Annotated in this window: 13 protein-coding genes; 7 read left to right on the forward strand and 6 right to left on the reverse strand. The window is 65.7% G+C overall.

Translation table 11 applies throughout. The annotated features are described in order from the left end of the window. Nucleotides 1-14: 14 nt before the first annotated feature. Genes OG874_RS10305 through OG874_RS10320 form a run of 4 tightly spaced genes read left to right on the forward strand, consistent with a single transcriptional unit; the run spans nt 15 to nt 3,786 of the window. Nucleotides 15-770 (forward strand): SDR family oxidoreductase, encoded by a 756-nt coding sequence (locus tag OG874_RS10305; RefSeq protein ID WP_330254888.1) that lies wholly within the window; start codon nt 15-17, stop codon nt 768-770. Between the two features lie 6 nt (nt 771-776). After that, entirely contained in the window at nt 777-1,829 is a 1,053-nt protein-coding gene (locus OG874_RS10310; protein WP_330254889.1) for a zinc-binding dehydrogenase, read from the forward strand. A gap of 33 nt (nt 1,830-1,862) precedes the next feature. Further along, nucleotides 1,863-3,071 (forward strand): aspartate transaminase, encoded by a 1,209-nt coding sequence (locus OG874_RS10315; RefSeq protein ID WP_330254890.1) that lies wholly within the window; start codon nt 1,863-1,865, stop codon nt 3,069-3,071. A 43-nt stretch (nt 3,072-3,114) separates the two neighbouring features. Next, nucleotides 3,115-3,786, forward strand: a complete 672-nt coding sequence (locus OG874_RS10320) for a 4-carboxy-4-hydroxy-2-oxoadipate aldolase/oxaloacetate decarboxylase (RefSeq protein ID WP_330254891.1) — start codon at nt 3,115-3,117, stop codon at nt 3,784-3,786. Nucleotides 3,787-4,074: 288 nt separating this feature from the next. Here OG874_RS10320 and OG874_RS10325 read toward each other — a convergent pair whose 3' ends face one another. The 3 genes from OG874_RS10325 to OG874_RS10335 form a co-directional block, all read right to left on the reverse strand. Beyond that, entirely contained in the window at nt 4,075-4,896 is an 822-nt protein-coding gene (locus tag OG874_RS10325) for an FAS1-like dehydratase domain-containing protein (RefSeq protein WP_330254892.1), read from the reverse strand. Between the two features lie 156 nt (nt 4,897-5,052). Further along, nucleotides 5,053-6,210, reverse strand: a complete 1,158-nt coding sequence (locus OG874_RS10330) for a CaiB/BaiF CoA transferase family protein (RefSeq protein ID WP_330254893.1) — start codon at nt 6,208-6,210, stop codon at nt 5,053-5,055. Between the two features lie 38 nt (nt 6,211-6,248). Then, complete coding sequence (locus tag OG874_RS10335; protein WP_330254894.1) at nt 6,249-7,403, reverse strand: acyl-CoA dehydrogenase family protein; 1,155 nt, start codon at nt 7,401-7,403, stop codon at nt 6,249-6,251. A 146-nt stretch (nt 7,404-7,549) separates the two neighbouring features. Here OG874_RS10335 and OG874_RS10340 point away from each other — a divergent pair, with 146 nt between their 5' ends. Together OG874_RS10340 and OG874_RS10345 are read left to right on the forward strand one after the other, a co-directional pair. Then, nucleotides 7,550-8,491, forward strand: a complete 942-nt coding sequence (locus OG874_RS10340; RefSeq protein ID WP_330254895.1) for a LysR family transcriptional regulator — start codon at nt 7,550-7,552, stop codon at nt 8,489-8,491. A 49-nt stretch (nt 8,492-8,540) separates the two neighbouring features. Further along, nucleotides 8,541-8,999 carry an aldehyde dehydrogenase family protein gene (locus OG874_RS10345; protein WP_330257247.1) on the forward strand — a complete coding sequence of 153 codons (459 nt, stop codon included), beginning with the start codon at nt 8,541-8,543 and terminating at the stop codon, nt 8,997-8,999. 30 nt (nt 9,000-9,029) lie between these two features. On the opposite strand, the gene OG874_RS10350 is transcribed toward OG874_RS10345, so the two are convergent. The 3 genes from OG874_RS10350 to kdgD all read right to left on the reverse strand — a co-directional run bounded on the left by OG874_RS10350 (nt 9,030) and on the right by kdgD (nt 12,297). After that, nucleotides 9,030-10,130, reverse strand: coding sequence for a lactonase family protein (locus tag OG874_RS10350; RefSeq protein ID WP_330254896.1), 1,101 nt, complete (start codon nt 10,128-10,130; stop codon nt 9,030-9,032). 77 nt (nt 10,131-10,207) lie between these two features. Beyond that, complete coding sequence (locus OG874_RS10355) at nt 10,208-11,350, reverse strand: L-talarate/galactarate dehydratase (RefSeq protein ID WP_330254897.1); 1,143 nt, start codon at nt 11,348-11,350, stop codon at nt 10,208-10,210. Between the two features lie 14 nt (nt 11,351-11,364). Continuing rightward, the gene (gene kdgD / locus OG874_RS10360; RefSeq protein ID WP_330254898.1) at nt 11,365-12,297 is read right to left on the reverse strand and encodes a 5-dehydro-4-deoxyglucarate dehydratase; all 933 of its coding nucleotides are present in this window, start codon (nt 12,295-12,297) and stop codon (nt 11,365-11,367) included. A 273-nt stretch (nt 12,298-12,570) separates the two neighbouring features. Between kdgD and OG874_RS10365 the strand changes: the two genes are divergently transcribed. Next, the gene (locus OG874_RS10365) at nt 12,571-13,944 is read left to right on the forward strand and encodes an MFS transporter (protein WP_330254899.1); all 1,374 of its coding nucleotides are present in this window, start codon (nt 12,571-12,573) and stop codon (nt 13,942-13,944) included. The last annotated feature ends 112 nt before the right edge of the window (nt 13,945-14,056 follow it).

The following is a 14,056-nucleotide window of genomic DNA, read 5'->3' on the forward strand; positions in this document are numbered from 1 at the left end:
GATCAAGGAGTGCCATGCCTTTCGACGATTACCGAACCGCCCTCGTCACCGGAGCGAATACCGGTATGGGCGCCGCGGTCGCCGAGATGCTCACCAAACGTGGCCTGTCCGTCTATGGACTCGCGCGCAATCCCGAACGGCTCGATGACGTGGCGGCCAAGACCGGAATGATTCCGCTCGCCGTCGATATCACCGATACCGCGGCACTGACCGGTGCGGTCGCCGATCTCGAGATCGACATCCTGGTCAACAACGCCGGGGTATCGGCGACCGGGAACATCCTCGACGCGTCGACCGAGGCGGTGGATGCCATGGTCGATGTGAATCTACGTGCCGTACTTCATCTTTGCCGACTGCTGATGCCCGGTATGGTCGAACGCGACCTCGGCCATATCGTCAATATCAGCTCGATCGCCGGTCTCTACAACTTCTACGGCCACACCGCGTATCACGCGACCAAGGCCGCCATCCACCAGATCTCGCGGCAGCTGCGCAACGATGTCATCGGCAAGCGCATCCGCGTCACCGAGATCTGCCCGGGACGGGTGGAGACCGAAATCTTCGGACGCAATCTCGGCGGCACCCCCGAAGCGATGCGGGAGGCCTGGGATACCTATTACGAGGGCTTCGAATCCCTGACGACGAAGGACATCGCCGACACCGTCGAGTACGCCATCGAAGCGCCGCGTCATGTGAACCTCGGGCTGATCGAGATCATGCCGACCTTCCAGGTGCCCGGCGGACTCGAATTCAACCGACGCAACGACTGAGCGCCCATGTCCAGCACCGAAATCGACCTGCCCACAAGGACACTCGGCGTCGTCGCCCATGCCGCGGGTGACCTGCGCGTCGAAGCGATACCCCTGCGGCGGCCCGAATCATCCGACGCCGTCGTCGAGATCGCCTATGGCGGTATCTGCGGATCCGATCTGCACTACTGGACCCATGGTGCGGCGGGTGAATCGATCTTGAAGGCGCCCATGCTGCTCGGCCACGAAGTCGTCGGCACGGTGGTCCGCCAGGCCACCGACGGCAGCGGACCCCCGGCCGGTACCCGGGTCGCCGTGCATCCGGCGACGCCGGGCGGGGACAGCCCGCGCTATCCCGCCGATCGGCCGAACCTCTCGCAGGGGTGCACGTATCTCGGTAGCGCGGCACAGTTTCCGCATACGGACGGAGCCTTCACCCGCTATGCGGTGCTGCCGTCGCGGATGCTCCGGCCGCTGCCCGATGACCTGTCGCTGCGCACGGCCGCGGTCGCGGAACCGGCCGCCGTCGCCTGGCATGCGGTAGCGCGCGCGGGCGAGGTCGCGGGAAGGACCGCACTCGTCGTCGGTTGCGGTCCTATCGGCGCCCTCGTGGTTTCGGTGCTGCGCCGGGCCGGTGCGCGGGCGATCACGGCCGTCGACATCCACGACTATCCACTCGCCATCGCGGGTGAGCTGGGCGCGACCACGACACTGCGGGCCGATGACGCGGACGCGATCGCCGCCGTGGACGCCGATGTCGTCATCGAATGCTCCGGCAACCGATACGGACTCGAATCCGCCATTCGCGGAGCGACCCGAGGCGGTCGGGTGGTGCTGCTCGGACTGCTGCCGACCGGACTGCAGCCCGCACCGCTGTCGCTGGTCATCACGCGCGAACTCGAGGTACTGGGATCCTTCCGGTTCAATGACGAAATCGACGCCGTACTCGGCGCGCTCGCCGATGGCAGCCTCGTCGTCGCACCGGTGATCAGCCACGAGTTCGCCGTCCAGGACGCGCTCGAGGCCTTCGCCGTGGCCAAGGACGCCGCGGCCTCGGCCAAGGTGCTGTTGGCGTTCTGAAATCAGTCACATCCATGCCCTCCAGGAGGAATCATGTCCGCGTTCGTCCCCGCCGCACGTGTCGAGCGCATGCGCGAGTCACCGAGTACCGCTGCGGCGCAACGGGTTCGCGAGCTGCGCGCGTCGGGACGAGAGATACTCGACTTGACCGTCGGTGAACCGGATTTCGACACTCCCGATCATGTGAAGGCCGCCGCGGTCGCGGCGATGGACTCCGGGCTCACCAAATACACTGCCGTGAACGGGATTCCCGCACTGCGCGCAGCGGTCGCGACACGGATGTCCGACCGCACCGGCATCGCCTTCGACGACCGCGAGATCACCGTCGGCGGCGGGGCCAAACAGGTCATCTTCCTGGCGCTGATGGCGACCGTCGAGCAAGGCAGTGAGGTCATCGTCGCGTCGCCGTACTGGGTGTCGTATCCGGATATCGTCACCGTGCACGGCGGCACCCCGATTGTCGTGGACTGCCCCGAATCGGATCGTTTCCTGCTCACCGCGGCGAAGTTGGACGCGGCGATCACGCCCGCCACCAAGTGGGTGATCCTCAACGGACCGTCCAACCCGACCGGCGCGATATACGACGCGGCGGAATTGGCGGCGCTCGCGGCTGTACTGGAACGTCACCCGCATGTCAGTGTCCTGTGCGACGAAATCTATGACGAGATCGTCTTCACCGACGCGCCGAGCGCGAGCCTGCTGTCGGTGGCGCCGCATCTTCGCGATCAGATCTTCGTTGTCAACGGGGTGTCCAAGTCGTATGCGATGACCGGCTGGCGGCTCGGGTACGGCGTCGGCAACCCGGGGCTCATCGCGGCGATCAACAAGCTGCAGTCGCAGAGTTCGTCCTGCCCGTCCTCGATCAGCCAGGCGGCCGCGGCCGCGGCGATTGCGGGCGACCAGAGTTTCGTCGCCGAGTCGATCGCGCGTTACCGCGCGCGCCGCGACATCATATTCGAGCTGCTCTCCGAGGTGGAGGGGCTCACGCCGGTACTGCCGCAGGGTGCGTTCTACCTGTTCGTCGGGTGCGCCGGGCTGCTCGGTAAGCGGACTCCGGACGGGCGGCTGCTCGAGACCGACCAGGACGCCGTGCTGTACCTGCTCGAGCATGCGTCGGTCGCGACGATCCAGGGCTCCGCCTATGGTGCGCCGTCCTATCTGCGCATCTCCTACGCCACATCGGAAGACATCCTGCGCGCCGCCGCCGCCGAAATCGCGAAAGCCGTTGCGGCGCTGAGCTGACCACAAGCTGAGCTGACCACAGCACGAGCACTACGGAGTAATCATGGTTCACGTCACCACGAAGATCGACCGGGCCGACCGGGCCCTGATCGACGAGCTCGGCACCTTCTCGGCCGCCACCATCCATGAGGCCCAGGGGCGCAAGGGCGCACTCGACTCGGGCATCAAACCCATCGATCGCGATATGTCGTTCTGCGGATCCGCGTTCACCGTGGTCTGCCATCCCCGCGACAACATCATGTTGCAGGTCGCGATCAGCTACGCCGAACCCGGCGATGTGCTCGTCGTGTCATCCGGCGACCAGCCGGCCGGGCAGTTCGGCGATGTCCTCGCCAACGCCTGCGTCGCCCGCGGCATCCGTGCATTGGTGACCGATGGCGGCGTGCGCGACTCCCGGGAAATCCGAGAACTCGGATTCCCGGTGTTCTCGAAGCATGTGTGCATCGAGGGGACCGTCAAGGAGTCGCTCGGGCCGATCAATCAGTCCCTGGTATTCGGTGGGCAGATCATCTATCCCGGCGATGTCATCAAGGGTGACTGCGACGGAGTCGTCATCGTGCGCCGCGACGAGGTCGCCTCCGCGATCGCCGCGTCCCGGGCGCGCGATGCTGCGGAGGCCGGGTACATCGAACGTTATAAGAGGGGCGAGACGCCCATTGAGGTCTCGCACCTGGCCGCGATCCTCGAAGCGAAGGGCCTCACCGTCGATCAGTGACACGAGAGGGTTCGCCATGCCCGCCAGCGGTTCGATGTGCTCACGGCCGACCGCTGGGCCGAGATCCCCGCGCGAATTGCCCGCGCCATGGGTCGAGCGGCATATCGACCGGCTGGGCGGCTGGCGGCTCGCGCCCGTCCTGCTGACCGACCAACTCGCCGGGTTGGGAACCCCGGCACCGCTGGTGCTGACGCCGCGCCGGCAGCGACGGCAGCTGAACTCGCAGTGCAGTGTTCGTGCCCTGATCAGCCGCTGGACTGCGGACCCGGGCCGGTGTCGGCGAGTCGGTCAACGTGGTGCGGTGATGCTGCCGGTGGCGGTCTGTCGGCCGGTGGCGTCGCGCACGGCCGTGGTGGTCGCTTCGTCGTCCGCGTCGGTGGCGACGATCATGCCTTGGTGGTCGAACAGCGGCGATTGCAGCCGGTAGTCGAAGACCTGGTCGCCGGTGTGCCCGAGCGCGCGGGCGGCCTCGGCCATCGCGAGCGCCTGCAGCGGCCCGTGCACCAGCAGGCCGGGATAGCCTTCGACCTCGCGGGCGTAGTCGCGGTCGTAGTGGATACGGTGGCCGTTGTAGGTGAGGGCGGAGAAGCGGAACAGCAGGGTCGGGGATACGTCGATGCGCCATTCGCCCGGCGCGAGCGGCACCTCGGCTGGATCGGCCGCTGGTTCGGATCGGGGCGATGTTGTCGATACCGCGTCCCGGTAGACGATGTCCTGTCGTTCGTCGACCACAATGCTGTCGCCCTGCAGGATCTGGTGACCGACGGTGACGAAGGTCAGTTTTCCGGACCTCCCCGACTTCTCCTGGACCGAAACGACTTTCGTGCGTCGGGTGGCGATTTCCCCTAGCACGAGGTTGCCGCGGTTGCGTACCCGCCCGCCCGCCCACATCCGGCGACGGCCGGGTCCGGGTGGTTCCGGAACCGTATTGCGGATCGGATGCCCGTCGGGGCCGAGGTCGGCTTGGGCGGGCCGATCCAGCAGATAGATCCAGTGCCACAGCAGCGGCAGTCCGGCCGCTGCGTCGGGCATCGGTACCCCGAGCAGCCCACTGAGCGCTTCGGCGGGGCCAGCGGTCAGCAGTTCGGTGCGTTCGACGACGTCGCTCATGCCCGCGCCTCGCTGTCGCTCGGCTCCGGCATGACCGACAGGTCGGCTGTGTTGGTAGTTCGCTCACTGCGTTCGCTCATGCCCGCGCCTCGCTGTCGCTCGGCTCCGGCATGACCGACGGGTCGGCTGTGTTGGTAGTTCGCTCAGTGCGTTCGCTCACGCGGATGCCTCCTTGGACTGGTGCTCGAATTCGGCCCGGATGGCGGCGGTGTGCGCGCCGAGCGCGGGTACGGGTCCCATGGCGGGTGCCCAGCCGGCGACCTCGACCGGTGGAAGCAGTGCCCGCATGGTTCCGCCGGGTGTCGGTACCGGTCGCCAGCGGTCGCGTGCGGCGAGCTGCGGATGGTGGGTGAACTCCTCGGGGGTGCGCATTCGGGCGTTGGCGATGCCGGCCTCGTCGAGCAGCACGATCACCTGATCGGCGTCGAGGTCGGCGAACGCCTGCTCGAGCAGTTCGGCGAGTGCGGTGTCGTTGGCGACGCGATCGGTGTTGGTTGCGAAGCGCGGATCGGTGATCAGATCCGGCCGCCGCAACACCTCTCGGCACAGGGCCGACCATTCGCGTTCGTTCTGCACGCCCAGGAATACGGTCGCGTCGGCGGTGCGGTAAGGACCGTAGGGCGAGATCGATGGGTGCCGTGCGCCGGTCCGGCGCGGCGGTTCGTGGCTGTACATGGAGAAGTAGGCGGGCTGGCTCATCCATTCGCCGAGTGCGTCGATCATCGCCACGTGCAGCGCCGCGCCGGTTCCGGTGCGCGCCCGATCGTAGAGCGCGGCCAGGATACCGCTGTAGGCGTACATGCCGGTGGCCACATCGGCGATCGAAAACCCGGCCTTGGCAGGGGCTTCGGGTGTGCCAGTGGTTTCGAGCAGACCGGTCTCGCACTGTACGAGCAGGTCGTAGGCCTTCTTCGTGTGATAGGGGCCGTCCGGTCCATAGCCGGATACCGAGCAGTGGATCAGCTCCGGACGGTTCGCGCGCAGGGTGTCGGCGTCGAGACCGAGCCGCTCGACCGCGCCGGGGACCAGATTCTGCACGATAACGTCGGCGCGGTCGATCATGGCGTCGAGCAGCCGCCGGTCCGCGGGTTCCTTGATGTCGAGTTCGACGCTTTCCTTGCCGCGGTTGAGCCAGACGAAGTAGCTGGATTCGCCGTGCACGGTCTGGTCGTAGTGGCGGGCGAAATCGCCGACGCCGGGGCGCTCGATCTTGATGACGCGGGCGCCGAGATCGGCGAGCTGGCGGGTGGCCAGCGGTGCGGCCACGGCCTGTTCGAGCGCGAGGACGGTAATGTCTTCCAGTGGGCGGCGCATCCGGTGCTGCCTTCCGTGAGAGTTGTTGTCGGACAACGTCACTCGATGCGATTACGGCTGATCAGTTGACGGGCGATGACGTTGCGCTGGATCTCGTTGGTGCCCTCGCCGACGATCATCAGCGGCGCGTCCCGGAAATACCGTTCGACGTCGAACTCCGTGGAATATCCGTACCCACCGTGGATGCGTACGGCGTCGAGCGCGATCTGCATTGCGGTTTCGGAGGCGAACAGTTTCGCCATGCCCGCCTCCATATCGGCGCGTTCACCCGAGTCGTAGCGGCGCGCCGCGTACCGGACGAGCTGTCGCGCGGCGGTCAGCTTGGTCGCCATATCCGCCAGATAGTTGCCGATCGACTGGTGCTGCCAGATCTGTTTGCCGAAGCTCTCGCGCTGCTGTGCGTAGCGCAGCGAATCCTCGAGCGCCGCCTGTCCGACGCCCAAGGCGCGACACGCCACCTGGATCCGGCCGATCTCGAGACCGCGCATCATCTGTGCGAAGCCCGCGCCCTCGACCCCGCCGAGTACCGCCGAGGCAGGGACGCGCAGGTCGTCGAAGGTCAGCTCGCAACTCTCCACGCCCTTGTAGCCGAGCTTGGGCAGATCACGCGAGACGATGAAGCCGGGCCCCTTCTCTACCAGCAGGATGCTGATACCGCGATGTGCGGGCTCCGCGGCGGGATCGGTCTTGCACAGCAGTGCGATCAGATCGGAATAGCGGGCGTTGCTGATCCAGGTCTTGGAGCCGTTGACGATGTACTCCGCGCCGTCGAGGCGCGCGGTGGTCCGCATCGCCTGCAGATCCGAGCCGCCGCCGGGTTCGGTCAGCGCCATCGTTGCCCGGATCGCGCCGGTGGCCATCTTCGGCAGATAGCGATCCTGCTGTTCGCGAGTTCCGTAGTCCAGCAGCAGTTTCGAGACCACGGTGTGGCCGCCCATCGCGCCGGCCAGACTCATCCAGCCCCGCGCGAGCTCTTCGGTGACCGCCGCATAACACGGCGCGGATACCCGCGCCTCGCCCCACGGCTCCGGGATCGCCAGTCCGAAGATGCCCAACTGCTTCATCTGGTCGATCAGCTTTTCCGGATAGGTATTGGTGTGGTCGAGCTCCTGTGCGACCGGCTTGACCTCCCGGTTCACGAAATCGCGGACGACGGCGACGATCGCGGTCTCCTCTTCGTCGAGCTCGTCCATGCGCCATCCTCTCGCCGCCGAGTGCGGAACCCGGCATACACCACGCCTAAGTATCAAGTACCACCATCATGGGAGCTAATATCTGGGGACGTAAAATGCCAATTCTTGATAGTGCTATGCCGGTGCGGGATGGTCAGGAGGAACGAATGGAGTTCAAGCAGCTCACGGCATTGGTGACGGTTGCCGAGGTGGGCAGTGTGACCAGAGCCGCGGAGTTACTGCATCTCGTCCAACCGGCGGTCACCCGGCAGATCCGTCTGCTCGAACAAGAATTGGGTGTCGCGCTGTTCGAGCGCACCCGGCAGGGCATGCGCCCGACCGAGGCGGGTGCCGTCATGGTCGAACGCGCGCGCCGCGCCCTGCACGAACTCGACCGGGCCCGCGCCGAGATCCGACCGACACCGGGCGTGGTGACCGGCATCGTCATCGTCGGCCTGTTGGAAAGCGCCGCCGACTTGCTCACCGAGCCACTGGTCACGGCCGTGCTGCGCGACCATCCCGGCATCGAATTGCGAGTGCTCACCGGATATTCCGGACATCTGCAGCGCTGGCTCGACGACGGCGACCTGGACCTGAGCCTGTTGTACAACCTGACCAGCACACCCTCGCTCAATGTCGAACCGCTGGCCAGCGAACGGCTGTGGGCCGCCGCCCCGCCCGAGGCAGGCTTGCGCGCGGATCGGCCCGTCTCGCTCGCGGAGGTCGCCGCGCATCCGATGGTGATGCCCGCGCCGGGGCACGCCTTACGCGCCCTCATCGATGGTGGCGCGAAGGATGTCGAGGTGACCTTCGAGGTGGCCGTCCAGACGAATTCGCTACGCCTGCAGAAACTGCTGGTACGCGGCGGGCACGGCTGGACCATCCTGCCCGGCGTCGGCATCGCGGAGGACGTCGCCGCCGGGGCGCTCAGCGCCGCACCGCTGCGCGATCCGGAGATCTGGCGGTGGATCGTTCTGGGCATCCCGCGTGCCGGGCGGGTACCGGCCGCCGCGGCGGTGGTCGCGGCCGAACTCGTGCGGCAGGTGCGCACCGCGGTGGAGGAGCGACGCTGGCCTTCCGCGATATGCCATCGAGAAATACAGGTATAGCGACTTTTTATTTTTCAAGTGTGTCCATCATCGCTCATGATGTGTATATATCGCCGTCCAGGCCGCGCACCGAGCGTTCACCTCTGGTCCCTGGTCCGAGCTCACCGCGAGCGCCCGTGGCGCGCTGCTGCGCCGCCTCGGCGACGTGATCGCCGAGCACGCACGGCATTTGGCCGAGCTCGAGGTCTTCGGACCGGTCCTGTCGGTGATCGGATTCCACGACGAGGACGACGCCCTCGCCCTCGCCAACGACGTCCGCTTCGGCCTCGGCGCCGGCGTCTGGACCAGCGATATCGGCAGAGCGCTGCGCATGGCCGAGCGCATCCGATCGGGCACGGTCTGGGTGAATACCTACCGTGCCCTCAGCTATATGGCGCCGTTCGGTGGCGTCAAGGATTCCGGAATCGGTCGCGAGAACGGCATCGCCGCGGTCGAGGAATACCTCGAGACCAAGACCGTCTGGATCAATTCCGGCGCACCCGTCGGAAATCCCTTCGTGCTCCGCTGAATTGTGCGATTGCGATCGGTTGGCCCGTGTTCAGGGCAGGTCGACGATCTCGACCCAGTTGGGGTCGCCGCCGACGTCTATGTGCTGGTGTGGTGTGAGCGCGCCGGTGTCGTGGTCGATCGTGTAAATGGTGATGGCATTGGACTTTTCACCGGCAGCGATGAGATATTCGCCGCGCGGGTCGATACCGAAGCCGCGGGGCTGGGTCTCGGTGGGCGTATGACCGAGGAGGCGCAGCGCGCCGGTGGCCTCGTCTATCCGGAATCCGGCGATCGTGTTGGAAGTTCGCTCGGCGACGTAGAGCAGCCGGCCGTCCGGGGTGATGTGCAGGTCGGAGGTCGCGGGGGCCGGGCCCGAAAAGTCCGACGGCAGTACAGATGTGGAGTCCAAGAGTGTGAGTGTGCCGGTGCCGGCATCGAATCGGTAGGTGTTCACGGTCCCGTCCAATTCGTTGGTGCCGTAGACGAACTGGCCGCCGGGGTGGAAGAGCAGGTGTCGCGGGCCCGCGCCGGATCTGGTCGCGACGCCGGCGGGTTGATTCGGGGTGAGCTTTCCGGTGGCCGGATCGAATCGGAACTGCAGGATCGTGTCCCCGCCGAGCGTGGCGGCGAATACGTATCGGTTGGACGGGTCGGTGATGATCGAATGGGCATGTGGCGGTGTCGCGATGACGTCGATCGGATCCGTGACCACGTGGCCGGTCGCGTCGATCGGGTTCACCGAGATCTTGTCGCCGGTGTAGGAGGCGGCGAACAGGAAGCGGCCGGTTCGGTCGGTCGACAGATACGCCATATTGTCGGCCAGAGCCACTGGTGCGGTGGGGTTCGCGAGCCCGTTCTTCGAGTCGATGGCAAGGGCCACCACCGAATACGGCGTCGAGCGCAAAGCGGCGTAGAGGAAACGACGGTCCGGGCCGACCGTCAGCGGCATCACCTTGCCGCCGACGGCCACCCGGTCCACCGCGGTCACCGAGCCGGTGCTGTTGTCCAGACGCAGCACCGAGATGTCCGCACTATCGGCATTGGACACATACACCATCGTCTCGACCGCGGCGGGTCGATCCGCGCTGCAGGCCATGAGGCCGGTGGCGCCGATGAGTCCAGCGAATACGCTGTTCAGGATGCGGGACATCAGCTGGTCTCCGTAACTTCCGGGATAGGTTGCGCCCCGGCACTACTCCGTGTCGGCGACGCGGGTGTGGTTCGGCTTCAGGATCCGATGTGGTGTTCGGCGACGGTCCAGGCACGGGCCTGGTCGCTGATGGTCACGCCGAGGCCGGGGCGGGCCGACAGGTGCATGCGGCCGCCGGCGATCTCGAGGCGCTCGTTGAACAGCGGGTCGAACCATTCGAAGTGCTCGACCCACGGCTCGCGTGGATAGGCTGCGGCCAGGTGGACATGCACCTCCATGACGAAATGCGGTGCCAGTTGGAGGTTCTTGCGGTCGGCCAGCGCCATGATCTCGAGGAAGCGGGTGATACCGCCGACCCGCGGTGCGTCCGGCTGCACGATATCGATACCGGTCCGGATGAGTTCGGCGTGTTCGGCGACGCTGGTGAGCATTTCGCCGGTCGCGATCGGGGTGTCGAAGGTGTTCGCCAACTGGGCGTGACCCTCGAAATCGTAAGCGTCGAGCGGTTCTTCGATCCACACCAGTCCGTGCGGGTCGAAGGCCCGGCACATGCGTCGCGCCGTCGGCCGGTCCCACTGCTGGTTGGCGTCGATCATCAACGGCACGGCGTCACCGACCTTTTCCCGGACCGCGGTGACCCGGGCCAGGTCGACGCGGTTGTCCGGATGGCCGACCTTGATCTTGATACCCGCGATGCCACGGTCGAGCGATTCGGTCGCCCGGTCGAGTACTTCCTCGATCGGTGCGTGCAGGAAGCCGCCGGAGGTGTTGTAGCAGCGCACCGAATCGCGGTGTGCGCCGAGTAGTTTGGCCAGTGGCAGTCCGGCGCGCTTGGCCTTCAGATCCCACAGTGCGACGTCGAAGGCGGCGATCGCTTGTACGGATAGTCCGCTGCGGCCGACGGAGGCTCCGGCCCACATGAGTTTGTCCCAGATCTTGGCGATGTCGCTGGGGTCTTCGCCGAGCAGGGCCGGTGCGAGTTCGCGGGCGTGGGCGAATTGGCCGGGTCCGCCTGCGCGTTTGGAGTAGCTGATGCCGATGCCTTGCAGTCCGGCGGCGGTGGTGATCTCGGCGAAGAGTACGGCTACTTCGGTCATCGGTTTTTGTCGGCCGGTGAGCACCTTGGCGTCGCTGATGCCGGTGGGCAGCGGCAAGGTGACCGAGGAAATCTTGACGCCGGTAATCCGGTCGAGTTTCGCCGAATCCGTTGTGCTGTTCATTCGAATCTCCCTAATCAGGCAATGGTTTCAGCGAGTGCCGTGGCCTCGACGAGCGTGGTCAGCTCGGCGAGTTCGGCCGCGGTGAGATCGGTCAGCGGGGGACGCACCGGACTCGCGGGGCGCCCGGCTGCGGCCAAACCCGCTTTGACGATGGATACCGCGTATCCGGGCCGTCGGTCGCGGATGGCGAGATAGGGGATGACGAAATTACGCAGATGTTCGTATACGGTCACCCGGTCACGCGCGCGCACCGCGGTATAGAAGTCGAGCGCGAATTCTGGAACGAAATTGAAGATCGCCGACGAATACGTGGTCACACCCATTTCGGCATAGGGCAGGGCGAAGGTTTCCGCGGTGGGTAGTCCACCGATGTAGGTGAGCCGGTCGCCGAGGCGGGTGTAGATCCGCGTCATCGTCTCGATATTGCCGACGCCGTCCTTGAAGCCGATCAGGTTCGGGCACCGGTCGGCCATCCGGGCCACGGTCACGTCATCACAGGTGGCGTTGGCGCGGCTGTAGAAGATCACCCCGAGCGAGGTGGCCGCGCAGACCGCGGCCACATGCTCGATGAGGCCCTCCGGCGCGGCTTCGACGAGATACGGCGGGAGCAGCAGAATGCCATCCGCGCCCGCCGCTTCGGCGGCCTCGGCCTGCTCCACCGCGACCGCCGTACCCGCCGTCGCGGGCGCGATCACGGGGACCCGGCCCGCGGTTTCGTCGACCGCCGCCCGCACCACCCGGTCGATCTCGCCGGATGTCAGCGAGAAGCCCTCGCCGGTGCCACCCGCCGCGAACAGGCCCGCGACGTCGTACTCGGCCAACCAGCCGATGTGATCGCGATATGCGGACTCGTCGAAGGCGAGTTCGGCATCGAAATGGGTGACCGGGAACGAGAGCAACCCGCGGCCGAGAGCGGGCCCGAGTTCCTGCGCGGATAGACCTGACACGGACGGTGTCCTCCTTGTTGGGCGATTCGATGTGTTGAAGGTAAGCCGCCATTTTGATACCGGTCCAACATTCGTTCGGCATCATCTGATACCTGCTCGGCATATTGAATTTCTCTGGCCGGACAAATTGGGCGCAGCCAAGGGTTGATGCCTTTTTGGGTATCGCTCAATACCAAATTAGTGTTCGACGGGTATCGCTTCCGCGCTTTAGCCTCCTTGCACGTCGAGTTGTGGGTGATGCAGACCACACTCGCTGGTCATAGGAGGACGACGATGTTGGAACGGGAAACGGTGCGCGCTGTGGGCACCCCGGATGTAATCGAGGACCGGCCGTCGGGTCGTCGTCGTGTTCCGACGCGTTATCTGGTGTTGGGGTTGTTGTTCGTCATCACGACCGTGAATTATGCCGATCGCAGTAGTTTGTCGATTACTGGTAGCGCGGTGAAGGAGGGTTTGGGGTTCACTTCGGTGCAGTTGGGCTACGTTTTCTCGGCGTTCAGTTGGGCGTATGTGGTGGCGCAGTTGCCGGGTGGGATGTTGTTGGATCGGTTCGGGGCGCGGCGGGTGTATGCGGCGAGTCTGGTGTTGTGGACTGCGGTGACCGCGGCGATCAGTCTGGTTGGTGTGGTCACGGTGCCGGTGTTGGTGGCGTTGGTGTTGGTGTTCGGGTTGCGGTTGTTGTTGGGTGCGTTCGAGTCGCCGGCTTTTCCGGCGAATGCGCGGGTGGCGACGATGTGGTTTCCGACTGCTGAGCGTGGGCGGGCGACGGCGGTGTTCAATTCGGCGCAGTATTTCGCGACGGTGATGTTCGCGCCGATTATGGCGTGGGTCACTCATGTTTATGGGTGGCGTTGGGTGTTCGTGCTGTTGGGTGTACTCGGGTTCGGTTTGGCGGTGTTGTGGGCGCGGTGGATGAACACCCCGCGTGAACACCGACGCGTTACACCAGAGGAGTTGGAGTCGATCCGCGCCAGCGGCGCATTGGTCGATTTGGACGAGCGCGGGACCGTGCAGGCCGAGCGTGCCCCGCTCAATCGGCGCACTCTGGCGCGGATTTTTTCGACTCGGCCGTTGTGGGGGGTGTATCTGTTCCAGTATGCGGTGAACGCGTTGACCTATTTTTTCATCACCTGGTTCCCGGTCTACCTGAACAAGGGCCGCGGCCTGTCGTTGGTCGATGTCGGTTTCATCGCCGCGCTGCCGGCGTTGGCGGGGTTCGTGGGTGGTCTGGGTGGTGGGGTCGTCTCGGATGCGATCTTGCGTCGTGGTGGATCGTTGACCGTGGCACGTAAGATCCCGGCGGCGGTGGGGATGGTGTTGACGATCGCGATCGCGTTGTCGAATTTCAGTGACAGCACCACGGTGATCGTGGTGATCATGGTCGTGGCGTTTCTGGGTAAGGGTGTGGGTTCGCTGGGGTGGGCGATCACTACCGATATCGCGCCGCCGCAGGCGATGAGTTTTGTGGGGGCCACGATGAACGCGTGCGGCAATATCGCCGGTATCGTCACCCCGATCGTGATCGGCTATCTGGTCGAGGCGACCGGTTCCTTCGATACCGCGCTCTGGTTCGTCGCCGCCCACGGTGTGCTGGCTTTGATCGCGCTGGCGGTCATGGGCACCATCCAACGCATCCACTTCGATTAGTGTGAACGCTCACATTTCTCTCGTCAACATCCGCGTCCGGTCGTAATCTGACCGGTGACATCACCGTATCCATCCTTGTAGCCGCAGTTCGGGAAGGTCGCGCGAGCACGGC

Origin of the sequence: Nocardia sp. NBC_00565, from assembly GCF_036345915.1 — a bacterium.
Lineage (GTDB): Bacteria > Actinomycetota > Actinomycetes > Mycobacteriales > Mycobacteriaceae > Nocardia.

Coding starts and splice junctions, on each gene's coding strand:
- OG874_RS10305 (WP_330254888.1), top strand. CDS start 15: ATGCCTTTCGACGATTACCGAACCGCCCTCGTCACCGGAGCGAATACC.
- OG874_RS10310 (WP_330254889.1), top strand. CDS start 777: ATGTCCAGCACCGAAATCGACCTGCCCACAAGGACACTCGGCGTCGTC.
- OG874_RS10315 (WP_330254890.1), top strand. CDS start 1,863: ATGTCCGCGTTCGTCCCCGCCGCACGTGTCGAGCGCATGCGCGAGTCA.
- OG874_RS10320 (WP_330254891.1), top strand. CDS start 3,115: ATGGTTCACGTCACCACGAAGATCGACCGGGCCGACCGGGCCCTGATC.
- OG874_RS10325 (WP_330254892.1), bottom strand. CDS start 4,896: ATGAGCGACGTCGTCGAACGCACCGAACTGCTGACCGCTGGCCCCGCC.
- OG874_RS10330 (WP_330254893.1), bottom strand. CDS start 6,210: ATGCGCCGCCCACTGGAAGACATTACCGTCCTCGCGCTCGAACAGGCC.
- OG874_RS10335 (WP_330254894.1), bottom strand. CDS start 7,403: ATGGACGAGCTCGACGAAGAGGAGACCGCGATCGTCGCCGTCGTCCGC.
- OG874_RS10340 (WP_330254895.1), top strand. CDS start 7,550: ATGGAGTTCAAGCAGCTCACGGCATTGGTGACGGTTGCCGAGGTGGGC.
- OG874_RS10350 (WP_330254896.1), bottom strand. CDS start 10,130: ATGTCCCGCATCCTGAACAGCGTATTCGCTGGACTCATCGGCGCCACC.
- OG874_RS10355 (WP_330254897.1), bottom strand. CDS start 11,350: ATGAACAGCACAACGGATTCGGCGAAACTCGACCGGATTACCGGCGTC.
- OG874_RS10365 (WP_330254899.1), top strand. CDS start 12,571: ATGTTGGAACGGGAAACGGTGCGCGCTGTGGGCACCCCGGATGTAATC.